An 18,402-nucleotide genomic window follows, 5' to 3' on the forward strand; every position below is an offset into this window, starting at 1 on the left:
TGGGTATTGGATCAGATGCTACGGATTTTCAATGACTTTCTTTAGCAGAAGCATTGCTTGGCAGTTGTCTGGTTAAAAAATATACAGTAATAAAATAGCGTTATTTATCATGGTGTTAAGCATGTGTTGCAAAGGTGTTCCCGACGATAGCCACATGCTTATAAACAGAAACTGTGTACAGTCGAGCAACGTTGAAGGGGGGCTTGAAGCCTTGTGAATAAGTTGTAGGTAAGTTTTGGAAAGGCTCTGGATTGATGGGTTATTCAGGGATTGTGGCGGGAGCAATGAACAGGCTGGTGGACAAAAACCGCCTGTTCATAAAAATCAGTCGCTATAGCTTTGGGATAATCCTCAGGGGGCCAGACGGTCAATCTGCCAGTCGCCGCTGTCCTGCAGCATGTACTGAAAGCGATCATGCAGACGATTAGGACGACCCTGCCAGAACTCAATACTGGACGGAACCACACGATACCCACCCCAGAAGGAAGGCACCGGCACTTCTCCCTTGCTGAACTTGCGCTTCATCTCGTCCAGTTTCAGTTCCAGAATCTGCCGGTTGGTGATCACGGAACTCTGGTTGGAGCACCAGGCGCCCAGCTGGCTGCCATGAGGGCGGCTGATGAAATATTTCAGGGTTTCCCCTTTACTGATTTTCTCTGCCTGGCCCTTGATGATGACCTGCCGTTGGAAACCCAACCAGAGAAACATCAGGGCAACGTGGGGATTCTCTTCGATCTCTTTGGCCTTGTTACTTTCATAATTGGTAAAGAACACGAAACCACTGTGGTCAAAGTATTTCAGCAGGACCGTTCGCAGCGAAGGCGCGCCGGCCGCTGTCGCCGTGGCAATGCTCATGGCGTTAGGCTCGGGAATCTCTGCTTCCTGGGCCTGGTGGAACCAGTATTCAAACTGTTCAGTCGGATTGGGTTTCAGATCATCCCGGCTCAGTCCGCCGCGGGTGTATTCTTCACGTAATGCGCTGATATCCATGATGGGTCCTGTGACTGGCTGGTGGGCGCCGGGGTTTCCGGCTCAGGCAGTGTGGGCGATAGTGCAATAGTCGCTATCTTATAGCGTAACGAATCGGATACCTACCTCTGGGGAATACCTGTGACAACCTGGTTAAACGCGTTAACGATTACCCTGCTGATTGCAGGGCTGTCTGGCTGCGGCTTGCTCAATGGTCGGGATGAAAGCAGTAGCCATTGTCAGGGCATCTCTGCCCGGAATGGTGATGTCTCGGTCTGTGTGACGGTACCTGCAGGCGAACCGGCTTCGATTGGCTCAATGCTGGTGACTGTTCGGGAGGGCAAGGCGCAACAGCTGTTGCAGCTTGAGCGTGATGGTACTCCGGAAAGCATCTGGTTGTTACCCGGTGCTGGTCATCAGCCGGTAATGGTTGTGATGACCCGTTCTGCCGGCAGTGGCAGTTATCCGGTGCTACAGCGATTGGAACCGGTCTATGGCGGCTACGCGGAATCCGACATGGCGTCGTTGAGCCGTGAGCAGCTGGAAGGCTATATGGGACATGATCGGTTTGAAGTATTTGATGGGCAGCTTTATCGCTACTTTCCCCGGTATCGGACGGGGGATACCAATGTGAACCCTACCGGCGGCGAAGCCTGTTACCGGTATGATTTTGCCAGTGAGCACTGGTTTCAATGCCCTCCTGATCCTCGAATCGAGGCTGGTTCCGCCGCAGAGTGAGTGCGCTGTTACCGTGAGGGGTACGTGTTACCCGAAATGGTGGTATGTGTAACATGTTGGAGCATTGAGGGTCGGGTTTACCCGAGCCTATATTTTCTATCTTATTGATTTATATGTTAAATCTGTTTTTGGCACAGCCCCTGCTATATGTCTGGCACAACAAGAAGAAGCAAAAATAATAATAAGAAGAACAAAAATAAGAAAATTGACCGCGCTAATAAGAAAAACAACCGCGGACAAGTTGATTACTTTGCAGGATGCTTTTTTGTGATGCTGCCAGAAGCAGGAAGCCGGTGAGTGCTCAGAAGTCTGTGTAAACAGTCCGGCAGGAACCGGAGTCAGGGAAGAAGAACAAGGTATTGTTCGCACATTCTATAAAGTAATCCGCTTGTACAAGATACCTTCTGACGGAGCCTTACGGCTCCGTTTCTGTTTTACCTTCCTTCTTTACTCGCCACGCTCTGACGCAAGTCTGTCGGAAAAGGCTGGCTAGCGGCTATTCCAGTCTTGCCGTCGACCGAAAGCCGCCTATGATCAGCTCAAACGACAAACAAAGTGGTGAAACAATGCGTTGTCCGATCATTATTGATTGCGATCCCGGCCATGATGATGCCCTGGCACTGTTGCTGGCAGGCGCCAGCGATGAGTTGGATCTGCTGGGTGTCACTGTAGTGGCAGGCAACCAGACGATAGATAAAACGCTCTATAACGCACTACGAGTGTTAACCCTGGCAGGCCTGTGCCCACCGGTGGCTGCCGGTGCTGATACATCCTTAAGTGGCCCCATTACGCCCTCTGATCTGATGGGCGAGACCGGGTTGGATGGCGCCGTTTTACCCGAACCTGCCTTTGAGCCTGAATCCATGACGGCTGTCGAATTACTGGCAAAGCTGGTGAGTGAGGCTGAGGAACCGGTGACACTGGTACCGATTGGCCCGCTGACCAATATTGCCGTCTTCCTGACCGGTTGGCCGGCATTACGTAGCAAGATCAAGCAGATTGTCCTGATGGGCGGCGGTACCTTTGGCAATATTACGCCGGCAGCGGAATTCAATATTCTGACTGATCCTGTAGCAGGTGATGTGGTGTTCCGGTCAGGTATTCCCATCGTCATGCTGGGGCTGGATGTTACCTACAAAGCATTGATCTTTGATAGGGAAGTGGAACAAATCCGGGGTCTGGGCAGTTCCGTCGGCATTGCAGTGGCTGAGATGATGGAATTTTATACCCGCCAGAGTGTGCGTTGTGGTTACACGACGGAAGGGGCGCATCTCTATGACCCCTGCACCATTGCCTGGTTGCTGGATCCAACACTATTCAGCGGTAGAAAAGCCCATGTGACGGTGGAAACCAGTGGCGTGCAGAGTCATGGCATGACGGTGGTGGACTTTGATGGCAAGCACTCGGAGGGTCGCTGTAATGCTGAGATCATTATGGATGTTGACCGTGAACGATTCATCAAGCTGTTAATGGAGCGGTTAGCCCGTTACTGAGCCCGGCAAGTGTTACCGGTGGGGAGGATGTTACGCCTGTCCTTTGCCAACGGTAACGAACTGTGACCGGTTTAACAGGCTGCTTGATTGTAAGGATTTTGTAAGTTCATGAAAATGAAACAATTTTTAAAACTGGCACAGTAACTGTAATAGGACGGGCACAATAAAAATAATAAGCACGACCGGCCGCAAACAAAAAGAAAAAGGGGCCACCGCCCGTCCTAATAACAATAACAGGGCAGGCAAGCTGATTACTTTGCAGGATGATGTCTTGTGGTTCTGCAAGCAAATGGAATCGGGGTCGCGGAGAAGAGGCTGATTGATCAGCCCGGCGCAAACCGGTGCAGGGAAGACAGAAAGCTATTGACTACACAGTGGATGTAAAGTAATCCGTTTGTCACATACTCCTCGACGGGGCCGAAAGGCCCCGTTTCTTTGTCTGGACTCTGTCAAAAAGGGAGGCGGCTCTTGATGGTAGTCGTTTGTTTGATGTGCATTATTCCCCAGCGTAATAGCTTGAATTCTCTTTAGACCTGCTGTTTTTACTAGTTACAATACGTGCATCAGATTAGGCGTACTCAGCGTCTGAGGTTGTATGTAAGTACCCGGCCATAAATAATCTCATATTTTATCGGCTACAGCCCACAGAGTGAGGTCTTGTTCGCTAAAAAAACTGAAGACTGGGTACTTATGTCATCCAATCGGAACTTCCAGCAGGTGAACAGGTCATAGTATACATCACAGGGAAACATACTTAGATGCATATATTGTTTGCAGATATGGAAGATGCTAGGTAGTTATCATTCAAGGAGTTTGAAATGGAAAATATTCAGCAAGCGGGTATTAGTCATTCATTGAGATCAAACCGCCATTCAGATCAGGATGAAGTAAGTCAAAGTAGATTTAGAGGCAGGAATATCGCCAGAATGCTAATGGATAATGTTACTACTGATAGTGAAGTCATAGACCTTATTCTTCGTAGAGAAGCGGATTTAGAAACAGAAAATCCCGATTATTTCCAGAAATGGAGGCCTATATATATTGCAGCAAGGTATGCAAAGCTAGCTGTTGTTGAAAGCTTGATAGAAGCAGGTGTTGATATTACTAATACTAATGAAAATGGTGAAACTGCATTGCATTCGGCGGTAGATTGGGGCAGTTTAGATATAGTAAAAGCATTGCTAGCTGCAGAAGTCGGCTTGTTTACAATCGGTGGAAAAACTTTATTCGACGATGAGGAAGATACCGATGTATTATCTTATCCATTAATCAATATGACGAATTCACATGGGGACACCGCCTTAGTTCTTGCATGCTCGGTAGGACGTGAAGACAAGTTGAAAGCCTTATTAGAGGCCGGTGCTTCTACCAAGATTGGTAATCCAGTATTAACAGCCACGGCAAATGTAAGCGAACACGGAGAATCAAAAACAAAAAGAAATGTTGAAATGCTAATTGAGTACAAATCGAATCCCGATAAATGGCACTTAGGTATAGGGCCTACTCCTTTATTTGATCTGATTAGATTTAATAAGCCTTTGTCGGTGGTAAAGTTATTGGTAAAAAATGGTGCAAATTTATACGTAAGGGATGACAGGGGTGATACACCGTACTCTTTATTAGTCGAGAGATACGGTGAAGAATCTGAAGAATTAAATGAGCTTAGATCATTGGCAAAGTTCCCATCGCTTAAAAAGTTGAGTGTAAATTCGGTTGCTAAACATTTACATAACGAATCTGATGTTGATGAGCTTCACCTCCCCGATAAGAGAAAATTCCCTGAAGAGATTAAAAATCTTTTTAAGTAGAAGTGGATGAACTAAGTTGTATTCGACTTGATCAGACAGTTACCTTTTCTTGGATGATCACTGTCAGATCAAGTCGGGAATACAGCAAATGACTTAATACATATCCTTTAATCGGTACCACAACATCCCCAGCGCCAACATCGGAGACCGGAAGGTCTTGCCGCCGGGGAAGGTCATGTGGCGTATTTTTGCGTACGCATCAAAACGTTGCGCCTGGCCGGTGATGGCTTCTGCCAGCACCCGAGCCGCAGTATGGGTCGCATTTACGCCGTGACCTGAATACGCCTGGGCATAATAGATGTTGGGTCCCAGTCGCCCGATCTGTGGCATCCGGTTGGCGCCGATGCCGATCATGCCGCCCCACTGGTATTCAATCCTGGCATCCTTGAGTTGTGGGAAAACCTTCAGCATCTTGGGACGCATGGATTCGACAATGTCTTTGGGATCACGCCCCGAATAATTGCACATGCCGCCAAACAGCAGCCGCTTGTCAGCCGATAGCCGGAAGTAATCCAGGGCAACGCTCATGTCACAGATGGCGTAGTCACTGGGGATAAGTGAGTTATACACAGAAGGTGCCAGCGGCTCGGTGGCAATAATGTAGCTACCAGCTGGCAGTACCTTGCCGCCGATGGCAGGCTCCAGATCACCCATGTAGGCATTGCCGCCAAGAATCAGAAAGTCGGCGGTAACCGAACCTTTGTCTGTGAAGACTTTGGGCTTGTCGCCTTTCTGAATCTTGTTGACCTTGGAGTATTCGAACAGGCGGGCGCCTTGTCTGGCCGCAGCTTCCGCTTCTCCGATACACAGATTGAGTGGGTGCAGGTGTCCACTGCCCATATCCACCATCCCGCCAATATAGCGGTCGGTACCGACGATATCGCTGACCTGTTCCTGGCTGATCATTTTTAGGTCATGGGGATAATCACGTGACTGCATCCACTCGTAGTCTTCTTTCAGTTCGCGCAGATGACGGGGTTTCATGGCGGCATCGAAATACCCCATTTTGAGATCGCACGGGATGTCGTATTTGGCGATGCGCTTTCGCACCAGGTCAACGGCTTCCAGTCCCATCGTGTGGATCGCTTCGACACCATCCTGACCAATCTGATTGCGGAACTGATCAGGATTCTCACCAATGCCGCGAATCAGCTGGCCGCCATTACGGCCGGATGCACCCCAGCCGATTTTGTGGGCTTCCAGCAGGACGACATTGAAGCCCCGTTCAGTCAGCTCCAGCGCCGAGGCAACACCGCTGAAACCGCCGCCGATGATGCAGATATCGGTGGTGATATGTTCATCAAGCACCGGATAGTCAGTCTGTGTATTGACGGTCGCCGCATAGTACGAGTCGGCATGCCGGTCACTGTGGACCGGCCTGCGGGTACGTTTATGGGTGACGATATCCACAGTGATCGGCGCTTCCCGGACACTGGTCTCCGTCATGTCTCTCTCCCTCTCTTGTTATTATTTTATTCAGGATCAGCCCAGTGAAATCCACGTCGCCTTGAGTTCGGTGTACTTATCAAAGGCGTGCAGGGATTTGTCACGGCCGTTGCCGGATTGCTTGTAGCCGCCAAACGGGGCCGTCATATCTCCACCGTCGTAATGGTTGACCCAGACGGAGCCGGCACGCAGGCGCTTGGCAACACGGTGAGCCTTACCGATATCCTGACTCCAGACCGCTGCTGCCAGTCCGTAATCCGTATCGTTGGCGATGCTGACGGCTTCTTCTTCCCCGTTGAAGGTAATGACCGATAGAACAGAACCAAAAATCTCTTCCTGGGCAATTCGCATCTTATTGCTGACGCCGGTGAAGACCGTGGGCTGCACATAATAGCCGCCAGTTTCTGACAGCGCCTGGGCGCCACCGGTCTGGAGAAGGGCGCCATCCTGCTGTCCGGCTTCGATATAGTTCAAGACTGTCTGCAGTTGCTGTTGGTCAACAATGGCGCCGACATTGGTTTCCGGATCCAGCGGATGACCGGGCTTCCACTGCTGCAGTTCCTCAATCACCATGGCGACAAATTCATCGTGGATACATTCTTCAACCAGCAGACGGGAACCTGCGGTACAGACTTCCCCCTGGTTGAAGCAGATAGCGCCGGCGGCGGCACTCGCAGCGGCCCGGAGATCCGGGGCATCGGCGAATACAATATTCGGGCTCTTGCCACCAGCTTCCAGCCAGATGCGCTTCATGTTGGATTCGCCAGCATAAACCATCAGTTGCTTGGCGGTACGGGTGGAGCCGGTGAATACCAGCGTGTCCACATCGTTATGCAGAGCCAGCGCCTTGCCCGCAGTATGGCCAAAGCCTGGCAGAACATTGAGAACGCCTTTGGGTAGACCCGCTTCGATGGCCAGTTCCGCAATACGGATAGCGGTCAGCGGTGATTTCTCGGAAGGCTTCAATACCACACTGTTACCGGTCGCCAGCGCCGGACCCAGTTTCCAGCAGGCCATCAGCAGCGGGAAGTTCCAGGGTACGATGGCGCCCACGACGCCGATCGGCTCACGGGTGATCATGCCGATTTCGTTCTCAGGGGTTGGTGCGATTTCGTCGTAAACCTTGTCGATTGCTTCACCACTCCAGCTCAAGCTGCGGGCAGCGGCAGGGATATCCACAGCCAGGCTGTCACTGATGGGCTTGCCCATGTCGAGGGTTTCCAGCAGTGCCAGTTCATCTTTATGTTCCAGCAACAGGCCGGCCAGTTTGATTATGACCTGCTTGCGCGCCGCCGGTGCCATGCGTGACCAGCTGCCGGCCTCAAAGGTGGTGCGGGCATTGGCAACGGCCTGGTCAACATCAGTCTGATCGCAGCTGGCGACCTGGGTCAGAACGCGATTGTCGATGGGCGAGCGACATTCGAAGGTGTCGCCGGAGGCCGCATCAGTATATTCGCCGTTAATAAAAGCACGGCCATTGATGGTCAGTTCAGCCGCCATGGCTTCCCACTGTTCGCGGCTGTTGCGGATGTCTGTCATGAATTACCACCTGGTTTGTGTATTTGTTGTCATTATGGGTTCGACACAGTCGCCTGTCAGGGGTTCAGCGTTTGGCAGGCTGCGCAGTATTTTGAACATGCGTCTTACGGTCGTGGTATCGACATGACTCTACTATCGCTATCACGATCCATGCAATATTTTTGACAAAAATAAACAAATAGAGGGGAAAGTGTGTAATTTAGTGTTTGATATATTTTACATATCTCTGCTAAATTTCATCGTGAAGACGGCAGTAGCTGATAAAAATACCTGACAGTTAGTGCGGCTGGATGGGATGTAACCCAACGTGTCACCGACACAACCTGCTGACAACGACACTGATACGAATAACAAGAACCATACAGCCCTGTTCCCCCGCAGGTTGTCTGGACAGAATAACAACAGGGAGTCTTTTCCATGAGTTTCAGTTCTGATGCCGGCAAGCCCGGACTGGACGCTTTCTGGATGCCATTCACCGCCAATCGCCAGTTCAAGGCGGAGCCGCGGATGTTCACCAGCGCGGAAGGCATGTATTACACCAGTGACAAGGGCGAAAAGGTCCTGGACGGTACGGCGGGGCTCTGGTGTGTCAATGCAGGGCATGGTCGCCGGGAAATATCCGAGGCCGTCGCCCGTCAGGTGGCACAACTGGATTATGCGCCCCCTTTCCAGATGGGACACCCACTGGCCTTTGAGTTTGCCGAGCGCCTGACCGAGCACACACCGGGTAACCTGAACCGCGTCTTCTTCACCAATTCGGGCTCTGAGTCTGTAGAGACGGCACTGAAAATTGCCATTGCCTACCACCGTGCGCGTGGAGAAGGTACCCGCCAGCGACTGGTCGGTCGTGAAAAGGGTTACCACGGCGTGAACTTTGGCGGTATTTCGGTTGGCGGTATTCCCAATAACCGGAAAGTTTATGGTTCCCTGTTGAATGGTGTGGATCACCTGCCCCATACCCTGAACATTAACCTGAATGCCTTCAGCAAAGGTCTGCCGGAACACGGCGTTGAACTGGCGGATGAACTGGAGAAGATTGTCGCCCTGCACGATGCCTCCAATATTGCCGCTGTGATTGTCGAGCCGATGTCAGGCTCGGGTGGTGTCATCATGCCGCCGAAAGGCTATTTGCGTCGTCTTCGTGAAATTACCCGCAAGCATGGCATCCTGCTGATTTTTGATGAAGTGATCACCGGTTTTGGCCGCGTGGGCGAAGCCTTTGCGTCAACCCGCTGGGATGTGGTGCCGGATATCATCACCACCGCGAAGGGGCTCACCAACGGCGCCATTCCCATGGGAGCGGTCTTCGTCAGTGACGAAATACACGACGCCTTCATGCAAGGTCCGGAAAACATGATAGAGCTGTTCCATGGCTATACTTACTCCGGCCATCCGGTAGGCGCCGCGGCAGGGCTGGCGACACTGGATATCTATGAGCGGGATGGTCTGTTCCAGCGCACCATTGAGATGGAAAGCTATTTTGAGGAAGCCGTTCACAGTTTGAAAGGGCTGCCTAATGTTATTGATATCCGTAACACCGGGTTGGTGGCCGCGGTTGAACTGGCGCCCCGTGACGGCAAGCCGGGTGCTCGTGGCTTTGAGGTCTTCAAAAATGCTTACGAGCATGGTGTCATGGTACGGTGCACCATGGATATTCTGGCTATGTCGCCGCCTCTGATTATAGAGAAGTCGCATATTGACCAGCTGGTGGGTACGCTTGAAAACGCCATCCGAGCAACAGAATAACGATTACAGAAAGCAGGATAGAGAAGTTATGCAGAACCACACCCATTTCATTAACGGGCTGCGAACGGAAGGCAGCGAGCGCTCCCAGTCGGTATTCAACCCGGCGACCGGTGAACAGACCGGTGTTGTCGCACTGGCCAGCGCCGCAGAAACTGAGAAAGCCATTGCTGTTGCCAAGGCGGCGTTTCCGGCATGGAAAGATACTACACCGCTGAGCCGTGCACGGGTCATGTTCCGGTTCAAGGAACTGGTGGAAAAACATCGTGATGAGCTGGCGGGCCTGATTACGTCCGAGCATGGCAAGGTTTACGAAGATGCTTGTGGGGAACTGGTGCGCGGCCTGGAAGTGGTTGAATTTGCCTGTGGTATTCCGCACCTGCTGAAAGGTGAGCACACTGAGAGTGTCGGTACGGCGGTGGACGCCTGGTCCGTCAATCAACCACTGGGTGTGGTTGCCGGTATTACACCGTTTAACTTCCCGGCCATGGTGCCGATGTGGATGTTCCCGATCGCGATCGCCTGCGGTAACACCTTTATATTGAAGCCCTCTGAAAAGGATCCTTCTTTGCCAATGCGTCTGGCGGAGTTGTTGAAAGAAGCCGGCTTGCCGGATGGTGTTTTCAACGTCGTTAATGGTGATAAAGAATCAGTTGATGTCCTGCTGACCCATCCAGATGTGCAGGCTGTTAGCTTCGTAGGCTCCACGCCGATTGCCGAATATATCTATACGACAGCTTCCGCTCATGGCAAGCGCGTCCAGGCGCTTGGCGGTGCCAAGAACCATATGGTGGTTATGCCAGACGCAGACCTGGATCAGGCTGTTAATGCGTTGATGGGCGCAGCCTACGGTTCTGCCGGTGAACGCTGCATGGCGATTTCTGTTGCTGTCGCAGTGGGTGATGTCGCCGACAAGCTGATTGAAAAGCTGGCGCCCAAAGTGGCTGAACTCAAGATAGGTAACGGCAAGGAAAAAGGTCTGGAAATGGGGCCGCTGATCAGCCGTGAACACCTGGCTAAGGTCAAGGGCTATGTGGATAAGGGAGTTGAAGAGGGAGCTGAATTGGTTGTCGATGGCCGTGACTTGAAAGTACCTGGTTGTGAAAACGGGTACTTTATCGGTGGTTGCCTGTTCGACAATGTCACGGCCGAGATGACCATCTATCAGGAAGAAATTTTTGGGCCGGTACTGTGTGTTGTCCGGGTGCCGGATTACAAAACAGCGGTCGAACTGATCAATGCCCATGAATACGGCAATGGTACGGCCATCTTCACCCGTGATGGGGATTGCGCCCGCCAGTACGCCCATGAGATCCAGGTCGGTATGGTCGGCATCAATGTGCCGATTCCGGTTCCCATGGCATTCCACAGCTTTGGCGGATGGAAGCGTTCGCTGTTTGGCCCACTGCATATGCATGGTCCGGACGGTGTGCGGTTCTATAGCCGTCGCAAGGCGATCACGTCACGCTGGCCGACCGGCATTCGCAGCGGTGCAGAGTTTGTGATGCCTACCATGAAGTGATGTCATTGTTCAGCCTGATGAGGAAACCTGTTTTCTTCCTCATCAGGTAAACCTGCTTCACGACACGTTGATGAACAACAATCAGACCATTCACAACAAGGCCACCAGCATGACCACCAGCAGCTGACTTGGCATCGAATGCATTCGGCGCAACAAAGTAATAATGGATTTCGATTATCGGGTGATAAAATCATGCTGAAGCATGAATGGAGTGAGTTTGTTGTAGACTGTCTTGTATCAAGAGGTGGTGGAGCATTAGTATCATTGTTATCAGTTTCGTTTACGCTTGCCTTGCAAGAACTTTGCTGTGAGAGCTCTTTAGAAGGCGACTCATCACTAGAGTCATTATCTTGTGCTTCATCTATGTAGGCCAACTTTTTTATTTGCTCTTGAAAGCTTTCTGGCGTATCAGTAGGAGAAGCTTTTGGTTGTCCAGTCGTCATTCTGCGGTTGATACTGTTATTTTTATGCCTGCTGTAATGAGGTTGTGTGTTAATTGATAAATAGGGTTGGACTTTAATAGTTGAAATCTGGTTTTTTTCTTGGGTGTTTTTGGTTGAATATCTATTGTCGTTCCGTTGGAAGTATACAATTAAAAGTTTTGATCTTGGAGGAGTTATAGCATTTCACCTCTTTTCTTTGGTGCTAGTCTAAAATAGTAATTCCCCTTTTTGATTCGAATTAATGTTAAAAGTTCCCTGGTAAGTTATGCATTTGTCGCCATTTTCTACAAAGAAATCAGTATGATGAGTAATACATAGGATATTAACGGAGCTGCTGACAAAAAGCTGGAGCTATTAAGTATCCAGGCCTGAATTTTCTCAGAGCCCCAGCCCACGCCATGTGGACTGTAAGCGACAAAATATGAGATTACATTGTATAGGTACTTGTCAGTATTCTTTGCCATTTATGATCGCTGAATGCGAGTGATATGGATGTGCGTCGCTAAGCTAGGAGGTGTATTTTTAAGGAGAATCTGATAGCCTGAATCTCACCTTTTGATCACGCGAAAACTGACTTGTAGCTGTCAGGTCATAACGTTTACGGGTTAATAATATTAAAGTAAATTTATGTTTTGGATGCAGTGTTTATTCAATAATCTGACTGCAAACCCAATCTAGTTTTATTGCTAATTTTGGGATTGGAGGAAGAAGTGTTTCTTTTCGACGTTTAATTTTTAGAGTCAGGTTGGTTAAGTCTGATGGTGTCCAGATGGTTGAGTGACTTTTTCCTGGTAAGGGTATTACTTCATCATTTAATTGAACAGTTAAGAGGGTGTTATTTTTATAGGGAATGTTTCTGATATAGCGTAATAGGAGCTTTTTATAGACTTTTGTATCCGGTCTTAATAATTTTAGTGCTTCAGCTGTGATCTTCTTTTGCTTAATAAAGCCTTCTCTGATAAGAGCATAATTTGCTAGTGCCGGTGTCCACTTTATTCTTGTATTTGTTAGTGCTTTTTTTGTCATTTCTTTCCAGTAAGGTGTTTTGATTTTTTTTTCGTTAAGGTAGGTCGATAAGTGGGGGATGTTTTGTTTGACTTCTTTGCGCGTTAAACGAACGACCCTTTTAAATGGAAATATGAAATTTATATCATAATGGTAGAATAGTTCTCTTTTCTTTTTAATTTTCTGTGTTGATTCTAAATGAATGACTCCTTTTGCTTTGTTGGTGACAAGCCTTGTGTTGGCAAACGCAAAATTATTGGCTGGGTCATTAACCAGACTTGCGACGCCTCGCCCTTTTATGTCTTTACGCAGACCTTTAATGACTTTGGTGCCGTTTGATAAACTCCCATCTAGCGTTTTTAGATGAGAACGTAATTTTCTATTTTTTAGCCAGATTTTCCTTTCTTTTGTATCAAGCGTGACTATTGGCCCATCATAAGTGGATAGAAATTTAAAGGCTTGTACTGTATTTATGGTGTGCACACCAAAATTCGCACCACGGATTGTTGATTTTTTTACTTTAACCTCCCGTGGATTCTTTCTGTGAAAGGTGCTTGCTGGTAGGTTTTGTTCGGTTTCCAGAACACAGTTCTCGCCCTTGGATTGTTTTATTTTTTTCAGTTGGCTTCTAGTGGGTTTGTAATCTGCGTAATTGAAGGGAGTGATAGCCATATTTCTGGATAGTTGATCATTTGTTGGTAAATGCTGATTAGACCACGTAATAGGAAATAGTGTGTTGGCTTGTTGATAATTGTTGTGCTAGCTGACGTGATTGTAAGAATTGATAGCTTAAAGTGGTTTAGGCTTACTTATAACTCACCTGAGCAGGCGATAACATGTCAGATATGCTGACAAGAGCCTAGGCACTTGCCAGCATAGGGTGAGTAATATCAATACAGAATACGGCAACGGATGGTGCCGTTAACCTCTTGGACCTTCTCCAGCGCCAGCTGGCTCTGGTCAGCTTCGACATCAATCACAACATAACCCACATCCTCACAGGTCTGGAGGTACTGGCCGCTGATATTGATATTGTTGTCAGAGAAAATGCGGTTGATATTTGACAGTACGCCGGGCACGTTCTCATGAATGTGCAGAATCCGGTGTTTGCCGGGATGCGCCGGGAGGGCGACTTCCGGGAAATTTACAGACGACAGGGAGGTACCGTTGTCGCTGTATTTCGCCAGTTTCTCCGCGACTTCCTTACCAATATTGTCCTGTGCTTCCAGGGTACTGCCGCCAACGTGAGGTGTCAGGATGACATTGTCGAATTCGCGCAGCGGAGACAAAAATTCCTCATCGTTTGAACGGGGTTCAACCGGGAATACGTCAATGGCCGCGCCCAGCAGTTTCTGGCTTTGCAGGGCAGAAACCAGGGCATCAATCGCTACCACAGTGCCACGTGAAGCATTAATGAGAATAGCGCTGTCTTTCATGATTGCCAGCTCTGCTTCACCGATCATTTCCTGCGTGGCCTGGGTTTCAGGGACATGCAGGGTCACAATATCGGCCATGCCGAGCAGTTCATCCAGATCATTAATCTGGGTGGCATTACCCAGTGGCAGGCGGGTGACGACATCATAGAAATAGACTTCCATGCCCAGAGATTCTGCCAGTACGCTCAGCTGGCTGCCGATATTACCATAGCCGACAATGCCCAGCTTTTTGCCACGAATCTCATAGGAATTCTTGGCGCTTTTCCGCCATACCCCCCGATGGGCTAATGCACTTTTCTCTGGCACGCCGCGCAGTAACAGGATGGCTTCTGCCAGTACCAATTCGGCAACGGAGCGGGTATTGGAATAGGGGGCGTTGAAGACGGCAATGCCACGACGGGTGGCCGCCTGCAGCTCGACCTGGTTGGTGCCGATGCAGAAGCAGCCGACAGCAATCAGCTTTTCAGCATGGGCAAAAATGTCTTCGGTAAGCTGGGTGCGGGAACGAATACCGATGAAGTGTGCTTCACGAATCCGCTCTTTCAGCTCATTATCCGGCAATGAGGTCGAGAGATAGTCTATGTTGGTATAGCCTTGGGCTTTCAGCGTGTCGACAGCTGACTGGTGAACGCCCTCAAGTAGCAGAAAACGAATCTTGCTCTTGTCCAGTGATGTTGTGGCCATGCTCGCTTATCCCGACTTCATTCTTGGTGTTTTATCATGCCCGGCAGTGTTCCGGCGGGCGCCTGATGATAACATAGCCTGCCAGAAGAACGGACAACCCTGTTCAATGAAATTTGTTCAGGTCAATAATGAAAAATACGTGAAAATGGGGAAGATTCCGTGAATACGGGGGATAGTGCATGACCCGCGAGCAGTTTCCGCAGAACGCTCTTTCACCGGAAGTCCGCGCCGAACGGGTGGCGCAGCTGACCGCGTGTGTGGCGCCCGCAAGAGTTCTCACCGATGATGACGCCCTGCTGACCTGGGGACGGGACTGGACCCGTTTTCATGATCCGGCGCCCTTGGCCGTTGTCTTCCCGAAGGCCGTTGAACAAGTTCAGGCCGTCGTCCGCTTTGCCCGCGAACATAATATTGGGCTGGTGCCGTCTGGTGGCCGAACCGGCCTGAGTGCTGGTGCGGTCGCCGTGCAGGGTGAAATCGTAGTCTCGTTTGACCACATGAATACAATCAGTGATTTCAATTCTGTAGATCGAACCGTCGTCTGCGGTCCCGGCGTTGTGACGGAACAGCTGCAGCAGTATGCCGATGATCAGGGGCTGTATTACCCGGTGGATTTTGCTTCCAGTGGTTCCAGTCATGTCGGCGGCAATATCGCGACCAATGCTGGTGGTATTAAGGTCATCCGCTATGGCATGACCCGTGACTGGGTTGCCGGTCTGAAGGTGGTGACAGGTACCGGAGAATTGCTGGAATTCAACAAAGGCTTGCTGAAAAACAATACGGGCTATGATCTTCAGCAGCTGTTTATTGGTGGTGAAGGCACGCTTGGGTTTGTTGTTGAGGCGACCATGCGCCTGACCCGTCCCCCCAAGGATCTGACCGTGTTGCTGTTGGGTGTCCCTGAAATGGACGACGTTATGAAGGTATTGGATACCTTCCAAAACAGCATCGATTTGACAGCCTTTGAATTCTTTTCAGAAAAAGCCTTGGCGAAGGTCGTGGAGCATGCTGGTGTTCAGCGCCCCTTTGAAACAGAAACCGCCTTTTATGCCCTGCTGGAATTCGAATGCCTGAATGAGTCGATTGCCGATCAGGCGATGCAGCTGTTCGAACAGTGTGTGGACAACGGCTGGGTGATTGATGGGGTGATGAGTCAGAACCAGACTCAGCTGGCCAACCTCTGGCGCTGTCGGGAGGATATCAGCGAAACCATTTCCCGCTGGACGCCTTACAAGAATGATATTTCGGTGGTGGTGTCGAAAGTGCCTGCGTTCCTCGCAGAGATTGATACGGTGGTTTCACGGGAGTACCCGGATTTCGAAATCATCTGGTTCGGCCATATTGGCGACGGCAACCTGCACCTGAATATTCTTAAGCCGGAAACGCTCCCACGCGAGGAGTTCCTGTCACGCTGCAACAAGGTCAGCCGTTGGGTGTTTGAGATTGTGCAACAGTATGGCGGTTCGGTATCTGCCGAACATGGGGTCGGCTTGCTGAAAAAAGATTACCTGACCTACACCCGGTCAGCAGCAGAGATTGAACTGATGAAAGGAGTCAAGAAAGTCTTTGATCCTGACGGGATCATGAACCCGGGTAAAATTTTTGACCTGTGATCAGGAAGAGTCGCCGGGCTGTTCATGTGAACGGTCCGGCGGTTGGGTCAGATACCAATACTGTTCAGGGTATTCATTATCTGTCTTATGGTTTGGGCGACGGCAGGGTGCTCCTCAGCGAATTCAATGGCCTCCTTTTCCAGCCGGTCATTGAAGGTTTCCACGGGAACTTTCCCTTCGGCCCTGGCCAGCGCGATTTCGAGTTCATCGGTTATCTGCCGCAGACTGGCAGCCGTGCACTCATCGACTGGTTGACCATCCAGCAGGTCATGAAGATCCTGGATGTGGGCATTGAGTTTGTCATTCATAATTTTCTCTCCACCGACTGTTCCATCTTAGACCAGCGAGAGAGAGGATGAAACGGCAAAGTGCAAACAACAAATATGCCTGCGCGATAGCATATGACCATCACTGACAACAACAGGAATGCCATGCGTTATACCTGCCACACCATCGAAGGGGAGCCCGCGACGTTTCCGGTTGGAAAGGTCGTCTGTGTCGGTCGCAATTATGCGGAGCACGCCCGTGAGCTGAACAATCCCGTGCCGACAGAGCCCCTGCTGTTCATGAAACCGGCAACGGCACTCGCACCCTTTTCTGACCCTGTTCGTTTACCCGAACAGCGCGGCAGTGTGCATTATGAAACGGAGATTGCGATCCTCATTGGCCGTGAAATCAGCCATATATCCTCTGAAAATGTGATCACTGCGATTGCCGGTGTCGGGCTGGCCCTGGATCTGACCTTGCGTGAACTTCAGGGGCGACTGAAAGAAAAAGGACACCCCTGGGAGATCGCCAAGGGATTTGACGGTGCTTGTCCTTTGTCGTCTTTTGTCAGTACTGAACGGGTCGGGCAGTGGGACGACATTGATTTCCAGTTGTCCATTGATGGTGAAATACGCCAGCATGGGAACAGTATTGAAATGTTGATGCCGATTTTGCCGCTGATCAGCTATATCAGTGAGCATTTTACCCTTTGCCCAGGGGACGTAGTGCTGACAGGAACACCGGCAGGCGTCGGTGAGCTGGCCAGTGGCATGACACTCAAGGCTGAAATTAATGGCCTGATGGCGGTAGAATCGAGCGTGCTTTAAATAACCGCTGACCAGTGGGCTTGCCGGTAAGATCCGGCGAGATCAATCCGGCAAACCCGATTGGCAGCAGATAATAAATGTGTCCACACAATAACTCTTTAGAATCGGGTTGTACTGGGGAGTGAACCATGCGTATTCTTGCACTGGCTTTCTGTTTTTTTATTTCCGGCGTTCAGGCCGCGCAATACCATCTTGTTACCGAAAATTTTCCACCGCTAAACATGACCAATAATGGCAGTGAATATGCCCGTAACCAGCGGGTGACAGGCATTGCCACGGATATTGTTCGTACCCTGTTTGATACCATGAACCTGGAGTACCGGGTCACACTCTATCCACAGTGGGATCGGGCTTTTAACCAGGCATTGGATGATGAAAACGTCGGTATTTATTCCACTTTCAGAACGCCAGAGCGTGAAGAACGCTTCCGATGGGTAGGGCCGCTGTTTGATGAAGAGTGGATTATCCTGGCGCCGGCAGACAGTGATGTCAGTTTGGAATCTATCCATGATCTCAAGAACTACCGGGTTGGCGGTTATGAGGCCGATGCCATCAGTGATTATCTCAAGGAGAAAGGAGTGCCACTGGTTACCACCCGTGGCGATGTCCTCAATGCCATGAATATGCGTCTGGGCAAAATTGACCTTTGGGCAACCAGTTCCCTCTCTGGTCCGTTTATCGCTGAACGCTACAATATGGACGTTAAGCGACTGCTGACATTCAATACCAGCCAGCTCTGGCTGGCGATGAACAAAAACGCCAACCCCGAACTGATCAAGGCACTGAATACGGAACTGGGTTCACTGAAAAAAAATGGCCAGCTGAAAACCATTCTGAGCCAGTACAAAAACGAATAATCAGATTGACGG

Annotated in this window: 15 protein-coding genes; 9 read left to right on the top strand and 6 right to left on the bottom strand. The window is 50.2% G+C overall.

Annotated features, from left to right (window positions below; genetic code table 11):
• Positions 1-351 precede the first annotated feature (351 nt).
• The gene (pdxH, locus tag KHS78_RS03515; protein ID WP_211825154.1) at positions 352-990 is read right to left on the bottom strand and encodes a pyridoxamine 5'-phosphate oxidase; all 639 of its coding nucleotides are present in this window, start codon (positions 988-990) and stop codon (positions 352-354) included.
• A 120-nt stretch (positions 991-1,110) separates the two neighbouring features.
• On the opposite strand from pdxH, the gene KHS78_RS03520 reads away from it, so the two are divergent.
• The 4 genes from KHS78_RS03520 to KHS78_RS03535 all read left to right on the top strand — a co-directional run bounded on the left by KHS78_RS03520 (position 1,111) and on the right by KHS78_RS03535 (position 5,008).
• The gene (locus KHS78_RS03520) at positions 1,111-1,707 is read left to right on the top strand and encodes a hypothetical protein (RefSeq protein ID WP_211825156.1); all 597 of its coding nucleotides are present in this window, start codon (positions 1,111-1,113) and stop codon (positions 1,705-1,707) included.
• 147 nt (positions 1,708-1,854) lie between these two features.
• A complete protein-coding gene (locus tag KHS78_RS03525) occupies positions 1,855-2,004 on the top strand; it encodes a hypothetical protein (protein WP_211825158.1) in 150 nt (49 codons plus the stop codon).
• Between the two features lie 269 nt (positions 2,005-2,273).
• On the top strand, positions 2,274-3,200 hold the full coding sequence (locus KHS78_RS03530; protein ID WP_211825161.1) for a nucleoside hydrolase: 927 nt from the start codon (positions 2,274-2,276) through the stop codon (positions 3,198-3,200).
• A gap of 818 nt (positions 3,201-4,018) precedes the next feature.
• Entirely contained in the window at positions 4,019-5,008 is a 990-nt protein-coding gene (locus tag KHS78_RS03535; protein ID WP_211825162.1) for an ankyrin repeat domain-containing protein, read from the top strand.
• Between the two features lie 93 nt (positions 5,009-5,101).
• On the opposite strand, the gene KHS78_RS03540 is transcribed toward KHS78_RS03535, so the two are convergent.
• Positions 5,102-6,454 carry an NAD(P)/FAD-dependent oxidoreductase gene (locus KHS78_RS03540; protein ID WP_211825164.1) on the bottom strand — a complete coding sequence of 451 codons (1,353 nt, stop codon included), beginning with the start codon at positions 6,452-6,454 and terminating at the stop codon, positions 5,102-5,104.
• A gap of 36 nt (positions 6,455-6,490) precedes the next feature.
• A complete protein-coding gene (locus KHS78_RS03545) occupies positions 6,491-7,993 on the bottom strand; it encodes an aldehyde dehydrogenase (protein WP_211825166.1) in 1,503 nt (500 codons plus the stop codon).
• Positions 7,994-8,410: 417 nt separating this feature from the next.
• Here KHS78_RS03545 and aptA point away from each other — a divergent pair, with 417 nt between their 5' ends.
• Together aptA and KHS78_RS03555 are read left to right on the top strand one after the other, a co-directional pair.
• Entirely contained in the window at positions 8,411-9,739 is a 1,329-nt protein-coding gene (gene aptA, locus KHS78_RS03550; protein WP_211825168.1) for an omega-aminotransferase AptA, read from the top strand.
• A 28-nt stretch (positions 9,740-9,767) separates the two neighbouring features.
• A complete protein-coding gene (locus KHS78_RS03555) occupies positions 9,768-11,258 on the top strand; it encodes a CoA-acylating methylmalonate-semialdehyde dehydrogenase (RefSeq protein WP_211825170.1) in 1,491 nt (496 codons plus the stop codon).
• 1,088 nt (positions 11,259-12,346) lie between these two features.
• Here KHS78_RS03555 and KHS78_RS03560 read toward each other — a convergent pair.
• Complete coding sequence (locus tag KHS78_RS03560; protein ID WP_211825171.1) at positions 12,347-13,378, bottom strand: hypothetical protein; 1,032 nt, start codon at positions 13,376-13,378, stop codon at positions 12,347-12,349.
• Positions 13,379-13,596: 218 nt separating this feature from the next.
• The gene (serA, locus tag KHS78_RS03565; protein WP_211825173.1) at positions 13,597-14,826 is read right to left on the bottom strand and encodes a phosphoglycerate dehydrogenase; all 1,230 of its coding nucleotides are present in this window, start codon (positions 14,824-14,826) and stop codon (positions 13,597-13,599) included.
• A gap of 179 nt (positions 14,827-15,005) precedes the next feature.
• Between serA and KHS78_RS03570 the strand changes: the two genes are divergently transcribed.
• Positions 15,006-16,439 (top strand): FAD-binding oxidoreductase, encoded by a 1,434-nt coding sequence (locus KHS78_RS03570; protein ID WP_211825175.1) that lies wholly within the window; start codon positions 15,006-15,008, stop codon positions 16,437-16,439.
• 47 nt (positions 16,440-16,486) lie between these two features.
• On the opposite strand, the gene KHS78_RS03575 is transcribed toward KHS78_RS03570, so the two are convergent.
• On the bottom strand, positions 16,487-16,747 hold the full coding sequence (locus tag KHS78_RS03575) for a DUF4404 family protein (RefSeq protein WP_211825176.1): 261 nt from the start codon (positions 16,745-16,747) through the stop codon (positions 16,487-16,489).
• A 123-nt stretch (positions 16,748-16,870) separates the two neighbouring features.
• On the opposite strand from KHS78_RS03575, the gene KHS78_RS03580 reads away from it, so the two are divergent.
• Both KHS78_RS03580 and KHS78_RS03585 read left to right on the top strand, forming a co-directional pair.
• A complete protein-coding gene (locus tag KHS78_RS03580; protein WP_211825179.1) occupies positions 16,871-17,533 on the top strand; it encodes a fumarylacetoacetate hydrolase family protein in 663 nt (220 codons plus the stop codon).
• A gap of 128 nt (positions 17,534-17,661) precedes the next feature.
• A complete protein-coding gene (locus KHS78_RS03585; protein WP_211825181.1) occupies positions 17,662-18,390 on the top strand; it encodes a substrate-binding periplasmic protein in 729 nt (242 codons plus the stop codon).
• The last annotated feature ends 12 nt before the right edge of the window (positions 18,391-18,402 follow it).

Source organism: Kistimonas asteriae (assembly GCF_018263925.1).
Lineage (GTDB): Bacteria > Pseudomonadota > Gammaproteobacteria > Pseudomonadales > Endozoicomonadaceae > Kistimonas > Kistimonas asteriae.